5 protein-coding genes are annotated in these 7,171 nt (G+C 62.1%); 2 read left to right on the top strand and 3 right to left on the bottom strand.

Annotated features, from left to right (window positions below; genetic code table 11):
- Positions 1 to 196 precede the first annotated feature (196 nt).
- Both NTZ26_05625 and NTZ26_05620 read left to right on the top strand, forming a co-directional pair.
- A complete protein-coding gene (locus NTZ26_05625) occupies positions 197 to 2,347 on the top strand; it encodes a DUF5110 domain-containing protein (GenBank protein ID MCX6559978.1) in 2,151 nt (716 codons plus the stop codon).
- Positions 2,348 to 2,388: 41 nt separating this feature from the next.
- Positions 2,389 to 4,638, top strand: coding sequence for a hypothetical protein (locus NTZ26_05620; GenBank protein ID MCX6559977.1), 2,250 nt, complete (start codon positions 2,389 to 2,391; stop codon positions 4,636 to 4,638).
- A 15-nt stretch (positions 4,639 to 4,653) separates the two neighbouring features.
- Here NTZ26_05620 and NTZ26_05615 read toward each other — a convergent pair whose 3' ends face one another.
- The 3 genes from NTZ26_05615 to NTZ26_05605 form a co-directional block, all read right to left on the bottom strand.
- The gene (locus NTZ26_05615; GenBank protein ID MCX6559976.1) at positions 4,654 to 5,307 is read right to left on the bottom strand and encodes a type II toxin-antitoxin system PemK/MazF family toxin; all 654 of its coding nucleotides are present in this window, start codon (positions 5,305 to 5,307) and stop codon (positions 4,654 to 4,656) included.
- A gap of 117 nt (positions 5,308 to 5,424) precedes the next feature.
- Positions 5,425 to 6,600: a 6-bladed beta-propeller gene (locus NTZ26_05610; protein ID MCX6559975.1), complete on the bottom strand. Its 1,176-nt coding sequence runs from the start codon at positions 6,598 to 6,600 to the stop codon at positions 5,425 to 5,427.
- A 137-nt stretch (positions 6,601 to 6,737) separates the two neighbouring features.
- Positions 6,738 to 7,171, bottom strand: a 434-nt coding sequence (locus tag NTZ26_05605) for a hypothetical protein (GenBank protein ID MCX6559974.1), incomplete at its 5' end; no start/stop codon positions are given.

Below are 7,171 nucleotides of genomic sequence, written 5' to 3'. Positions count from 1 at the left end.
ATCCCGGCCGACGCCCGGCCGACCTACCTGGGGGTCAACGCCTCCCACACCTGGCAGATCATGGCCGGCCTCGAGGTCAAGGGCAACGATCCCGACAGCGGCTGGACCACGATCACCGTCGGGCGCTAAGCGTTCCCGGTCAAGCCGACGCCGGGCGGCCCCTCCCCGCGGGGAGGGAGAGGAAGGTTTCTGCGCCATGAAAGATTTCCGTTTGCCGTTCGGATTCGCAACTCTCATCTTCTTAGGCATTGCCGCCGCGGCCTCCCCGGCTCAAATCAAGCGGCCGGCCGGCCTGGCGGCGCTGACGCCGATCGCCGACTGGGACAAGACGGCCCCGGGCGTCTGGCGGGCCAAGGCGGGCGACGTGTCGGGCGAGATCCGCTACACGAGCCTGGCGGCGGAGCCGCCGCGGCTCACCGCCTTGGCCAAGCGGCCCGAGCGCGACTTCCCTTTCGCCGCCGAGCCGATCTCCTTCGAGCGGACGGCGGACGGAAAGATCGCGCTCCGCATCCCCTGCGCTCCCGACGAGAAGCTCTACGGATTCGGACTTCAGTTCGACGGCCTGGGCAAGAGCCAGGGCGTGTTGACGCTAAACGTCGATCACTGGTCGACGGGCGGCGGCCGGACGCACGCGCCGGTCCCGTTCTACATCTCCAGCCGCGGCTACGGCGTCTTCATCGACACGGCCCGCTATCTCAAGGTCTACGCCCGGGTCGGGAACCGCAAGGATTCGCGGCGGAATCCCGCGCCGGTCGACCGCAACCCGCCGCCCGGCGAGCCCTCCCCGGCCTGGGATTCCCAGCCCAAGTCCGACGCGGTCGAGATGCTGATCGACGGGCCGGGCGTCGATATCGTCGTCCTGGCCGGCGAAAACCCGGCCGATGTGGTCGCCCGCTACAACCTGCTCTGCGGCGGCGGCGCCCTGCCGCCGCTTTGGGGCCTGGGATTCTGGCACCGCGTCCATGCGGCCGCCGACGCCGACCGCGTCCGCAAGGAAGTCGCCGAGTTCGAGGCGCGAGGAATCCCCCTCGATGTCGTCGGGCTCGAGCCCGGCTGGATGACCAAGTCCTACCCCTGCACCTTCGAATGGCAAACCAGGCGCTTCCCCGATCCGGCCGGATTCGTAGCCGGATTGCTGAAGAAAGGTATCCGCCTCAACCTCTGGGAGAATCCCTACGTCTCGCCCGCCGGCCGGTTGTATGAGACCCTCTTTCCGCTTTCGGGATCGCATATGGTCTGGCTGGGGCTGGTGCCCGATTACACCCTGCCCGAGGCCCGGCGGGCCCTCCTGGAACAACACGGCCGCGATCACATCGGGATCGGGATCAGCGGATACAAGATCGACGAAGTGGACGGCTACGACGTCTGGTTGTGGCCCGACCACGCCTCCTTCCCGTCGGGGACACCCGCTCCGGTCATGCGCCAAGCCTACGGCCTGATGATGCAGGAACTGATCTTCAAGGGGCTGTTCAAGGCGCGCAATATCCGCACCTACGGGCTGGTCCGGGCCTCGAACGGGGCCGCTTCCGGCTATCCCTTCGCCATCTACAGCGACGCTTACGACCTGAAGGAATACATCACGGGGGTTTCGGCGGCCGGCCTGGCCGGCGTCCTCTGGACGCCGGAGATCCGCGACGCCAAGAACGAGCGCGACTGGCTCGACCGCATGCAATTGGTCTGCTTTTCGGCCCTGGCCCAGCTCAACGCCTGGTCGTCAGGTGTCACGCCGTGGCACTTCCCGGCCGCGACGGACAAGGTCCGGGAGGCGATCGGGCTTCGCATGCGGCTCCTGCCTTATCTCTACAGCGCCTTCGCGGCTTACCATTTCGAGGGTGTCCCGCCGCTGCGGCCGATGGTCCTGGAGGACCCCGCGCTCGACCGGGTTGAGGACCAGTTCATGTTCGGCCCCTCGATCCTGGTCGCGCCCTTCAGCGACAAGACAGGCTGGTCGCGGGAAATCCTTTTGCCCGAGGGGAACTGGTACGATTTTTACACCGGGACATATACCCGAAGCGGCGGCCGGATCAAGACCACGACCGAGACCGGCGAAATCCCGCTCTACGTTCGGGAAGGCTCGCTCATCCCGATGCTGAAGGAGCCGGTGACAAACAGCGAACAGGCCTACGGCCGGACTCTCGAAGTCCGTTTCTACGGCCGCACCGGCGGCTCCGTCGACCTCTATGAGGACGACGGCAAGACCTTCGATTACGAAAAAGGGAAATACCGCATCCGTCGACTGACGGTCGGCAAGGACGAGTCCGGCGCTTTCCGGCTGACCGAGACAATCATCAAGGACGGCGCGCCGGCGATGTTCGGGAAGGCCGAATTGCGGGTCATGACCCGCTAGCATTCGCGCCGGCGCGGGCTGACGGCCGCGAGGAGAACGAGATGGAAGCGAAAAGCACACGGCCGCGCCTTGGCCTTCAAACCGCGATCGCGTTGGCGGGCTGCCTCCTGCTGGCTGGGCCGATGAATGCCGCGGTCCCAAACAAGACGGCGGCCGCGCCCTTGATCGTCTCGTCGGGGAACCTCTCGATCGAGCTTTCGCCCGACGGCAGGATTGTCGGCCTGATACTTCCCGCGAGCGGCATCCGCCGCGCGCTCAAAGGCGAAACCAGGCTGGCGGGCTGCACCGTGCAAGGCCCCGTCGCTTCGCGCCAAACGGCGGACGGCGGCGCCGAATTCGAGAAAATGCTGGCCGCCGGGAACGGCGCTTCCTGCCGGCTGATCGAACGCTTCCGCCCGACGCCCGGGAGCCTCCGCTGGGAGATCGAAATCGAGGGAACGAGCGGGCCCTGGAGCACGGCGATCGAGACGGCGATCACTTACCCTGAACCCTGGCGGGCGAAATTCTGGACCCCTTGGGGGGATTCCCGGCAGGGACGCTTCCAGTCGTCCGCTTGGGCCGACCTTGTGGCCGCGGGCGTCCTGCCCGACGCACAAGTCGGAGATTGGACCGATCCTCTGGTCCCCATGCCGTTCACGGGGGCGCGGCTTTTCTTCGGCGCCCCCGCCTTCACCACGAAGAATCCCGGGCTGGCTTTCATCCCCTTTCAGCCGGACCTGTTCGGCATCCCGCTGGCCAGCATCCTCGAGGCGGACCGCGATCTGGGCTTGAGCCTGGTCCTCTCGCCCGAAGATCCGTACCTGGACATGACCCTGACGACGAGCCCGGCGGGCGAGGTCGTCTTCGCCCGCACCAACCACCGCATCCGGGCCGGGGCCGCGCTCCGTTTCGCCGCCGATCTCGTCGTCCACGAGGCGGACTGGCGGGGCGGCCTGCGCTGGATGGCGGCCCGCTATCCCGACTATTTCGACCCGGCCGTGGCGAAAGCGGACGATCTCGCCGGAACGGGCGCCTACTCGGCCTACGAAGGACCGCTCGACGAGGCCAAGCTGAAGAAGATGGCCTTCCGGACCAACTGGAAGGCGAGCTGGGATTTTCCCTACATGGGCATGTTCCTCCCACCCGTCGCGGAGGGGGAATCGTGGACCCGCTTCGGCGGCAACACGACTTCGATCGCCGGCATCCGCGATTACATCCGCCGGATGCGAGCCCAGGGGTTCTTCGTCCTCAATTATTTCAACGTCACCGAGTTCGGGGCTAAGATTCTCTGGCCGCCGCCGGCCTTCCAGGCGCTGCCCGAAGCCGAGACCTGGCGAGACGCCAACACATTCACTCATAAAGTCCTGGGCCAGGCCATTCTGCGGGTCCCCTCCCGGACCGATCCCGAACGGCTGAAGCGGATCGCCAAGACCCGAGTCGACGGGCCCTATTACACCTGGGAGGGCGGCATCGTCCTCGATCCGGGCGAGCCGGTCTACCGCGACTTTCTGCTCGACCAGGCCCGCCGTCAGGTTGCCCTGTTCCCGGAATCCTCGGGCATTTGCATCGACCGGATGGACTGGCTCCGGATGTACAACGATCTGCGCGACGATGGCGCGACCTGGTTCGAGGGCCGCCCCGCCCGCTCGCTGGCCAATTCCTGGCGCGACCTGATGGCCCGCCTGACGCCGCTGCTGCACGAGGCCGGACAGGCCGTCTTCGTCAACAATCACACCAAGCGGATCGATCTTTTAAAGTCCACCGACGGCTTCTTCGACGAATTCACCTATCGCGGCGCGCCCCTGAACCTGACCGCGCTGCTGGGCATCCGCAAAACCGTTCTCGGCTGGACCGACAGCGCCGGCGACATGAAAAGCGATCCCGACGCCTTTTTCCAGAAGTACCTATATCTCGGCGTCTACCCCATGGCCCCTTTCCCGGAAAACGACCACTCGCTTGTCCCGGACGCCATGACCGAGCGGGCCTATCTGGACTACGGTTCGCTACTGGACGCGATGCGGGGCAAGAAATGGGTCCTCGCGCCGCACGCCTGCGCGGTTGAAAACGCCGCGGCCAAGGCCAACGCCTTCCAAGTCCCCGGCGGATATGCGGTCCCGGTCGTGTTCGGAGGCGCCAAGACTTCGGTTCGAGTCGTTCTGCGGGGCTTGGGCGCGGCAGGGCCGAACTCGTCGGCTGCGGCCATCCACCCCGGAGTCGAAAAGCCGGTTCCCGTGAGGATCTCGCGGCGGGACGGCGTCATCGCCTTGGACGTGCCCCTAGTCAGGGGCTGCGCCATGGTGCGGATCTATTAAACGGCCGTCTTCTGCCTATTCGCCGTACATCTCGGTGATAAGGCGGCCGAGGGCGGCGGACTCGCCATCGGACAGAGACCCTATCTTTTTGAGGAGTCGGGACCGGCTAATGGCCCGGATTTGGTCGACGGCGATTTCCGCGGGTCGCCCGGCGCAAACGACCTGGAGCCTGGATTTCCAATGCGGATGCAATCGGCTCGTCAGAGGGCAGATAACGACCGTTTGGAGGCGGGCATTCAGATCGTCCCGGCTGACGATCACTACGGGTCTCGATTTGGCCGTCTCGGCGCCGCGGACCGGGTTCATATCGGCCCAAAGGATCTCAAAGCGTCGGACCGTTTTCTTCGTGGAATCCGACTTCGATCGATAGGCCGCGGTCTTTTCCATGACTCTCTTCGGCGCTTCGCAAGTCCACGGAACGGTTTCCAAGCCGTCGCCGACGACTGATTCCCAGTCGCTCCAATCCTCCCCCTCCGCCGCCATCTCCGCGGCCGTCTCCTCCCAGGAGAGTTTTTTCACGGCCGAGCCGGATGGCCGCAGGACGATTCCCTCGGCGGTCTCCTCCATGAGAACGATGGAATCCATCCGGTAGCGCTTGAGAACTTCCGCCGGAAGACGGACGCCGCGGGAATTGCCGATCTTGGCGATTTTGACTTCGACGGATTTCATGTAATTACTGTAATTACATAAGCCAACGAAGTCAAGCCTCCTTATCCCCAGATCCGCCTGATAAATCAGGCCTCAAGCCGGAGGCTAATGTAATCAAATCAGAATAATCCTTTCATTTCATTTCTCAACGATTTGATACTGATAGAACATCGCCTCGTTGTCTTCACGGATGAACAAATTATCCTTAAATATCCGAATTCCATCAGCATGGTGGGCAAGCGGAATTTCGCCCAAGAGGATGCCGACCGAATCGAAAATCTCGAGCTTATAGACATTCGCCTTCACGATCTTGGGCTGGACGGGTTTTGTTCGAGCAACCACCCCGGTATCCGTCGATACGATTGAACTGCCCAGGGATTCCTCCTCCTTGGCTAGCTGGCGACGCAAAGTCACAACCCAGATTCTGCCTTGACCATCCACCGCAATGCCCTTGGATACGGTATTAATCTTTGGCTGTATTTCCTGATTACCCCTTTTCCGATCGATGGAACCCTTTTCAATAACGTCCGTCCTAAAATTCAAAGGCCTGTCCGCGCGCCAGAGGATCTTTCCGTCCGGCGAATATTTCTCGATCCTGTTTTGTTGCCAAAAGCTCAAGCAGATGTTCTTCTCCGAGTCTGTATCCAGTTGGAATTGATTGGCGTAATAACTCGTTACCCTGTCTCCATAATCCGTGGGGTCCCCAAAGGCGAACTTGATCTTTCCTTTTTGATCGATCACATCCAAAAGATTGGGGAGCTTCTTACCTTGCTTCATCGCCATTTTAAAACTCCGACCCCTTATTCTAGCTATAAGGCCGGCTTTCAGAAGTCTGATCCGAATCGTAAAGAAATCTGATAACTTAATCGTCTTTAACGGTCGTCCTCCCGACGAAAAGACTTCGATGCGTCCGCTCCCTAAAACGAAGAGGTCATCCGCCTCGTCGATGTCCATGGAATAGGCTTCTTGGAACTCACCCGGACCTTGTCCTTTTCTTCCTATAGTTTTAAGATATTTCCCCTCTGGATTGAGCTTCTGGATGCGGTTGTTGCCGGAGTCCAGGATATAGATATTCCCCAAAGAATCCCTGACGATATCGGAGGGATTGTAGAACGACAGATTCTCTTCGGCGTCGAGCCCGCCGATCGTCCGGACCAGCTCCAGCCGAACTTTCAAATCGGCGCCCCATTTCCCGCCCTTTTCATTGTGGATCACACGGACGCGGTTCACCGTCTCAATTTGCTGAGCTCCAACGAGAATCGATAACAGTAATAGAGTCGAAGGAATTCCAATTTTCGGAATGCGCCGCGGCATCTTCCCCTCCGAAATAAGCCATCAACTAAACGAAGATTATTATAAATGCTATATTTGACAATTCAAACAGCATTATATGCCGAGAGAAGGTAGCAAAGTCCGGGTGGTGCTTCTCCCAAGTCCTGATGAAGGCCCGATCAGTGCCGTGGAATGAGCGAGTAGGCGAAGGAATCGAGGACCCGCCAAACGGCGGCACCGCCCTCATCCAACAGAGCCTTCCACTCGATCGTCGCCCGCAACTCTTCGACGGTGACAAGAAGATACCCGCGGTGCTTGTCGTCGTGGAACTCGCCGATCACCCGCTTGTCGCCGTAGGCGCCGGGCCAGGCCTTCAGGCTGCCGCCTCCCGTCCCCGCAATGATCTGCCGGATTTCCCGGCCGGCACCGTCCCGGATCAAAGCCCGGTTGTAGAAGTGGTCATGCCCGCAGAGATAAACCCGGGCGCCGGCGGCGCCGAGGCTGTCCCAGAAGCGATCGCGCGCCTCCGGAAAGAAGGCCAGGTTGTCTTTGTGGTTGGTCTCGAACGCCGGCTCGTGGCCGAAGACGAAGACATGGCGGTCGCCCCGGCCGG

The sequence above is a fragment of the Candidatus Aminicenantes bacterium genome (assembly GCA_026393855.1).
Classification (GTDB): Bacteria; Acidobacteriota; Aminicenantia; order Aminicenantales; family UBA4085; genus UBA4085.
The sequence above is the reverse complement of the archived record's forward strand: the minus strand, read 5'-3'. Positions and strand labels throughout refer to the sequence as shown.

Excerpts from the sequence above, each read along its gene's own strand:
- NTZ26_05625 (MCX6559978.1), top strand. The coding sequence starts at position 197 with ATGAAAGATTTCCGTTTGCCGTTCGGATTCGCAACTCTCATCTTCTTA.
- NTZ26_05620 (MCX6559977.1), top strand. The coding sequence starts at position 2,389 with ATGGAAGCGAAAAGCACACGGCCGCGCCTTGGCCTTCAAACCGCGATC.
- NTZ26_05615 (MCX6559976.1), bottom strand. The coding sequence starts at position 5,307 with ATGAAATCCGTCGAAGTCAAAATCGCCAAGATCGGCAATTCCCGCGGC.
- NTZ26_05610 (MCX6559975.1), bottom strand. The coding sequence starts at position 6,600 with ATGCCGCGGCGCATTCCGAAAATTGGAATTCCTTCGACTCTATTACTG.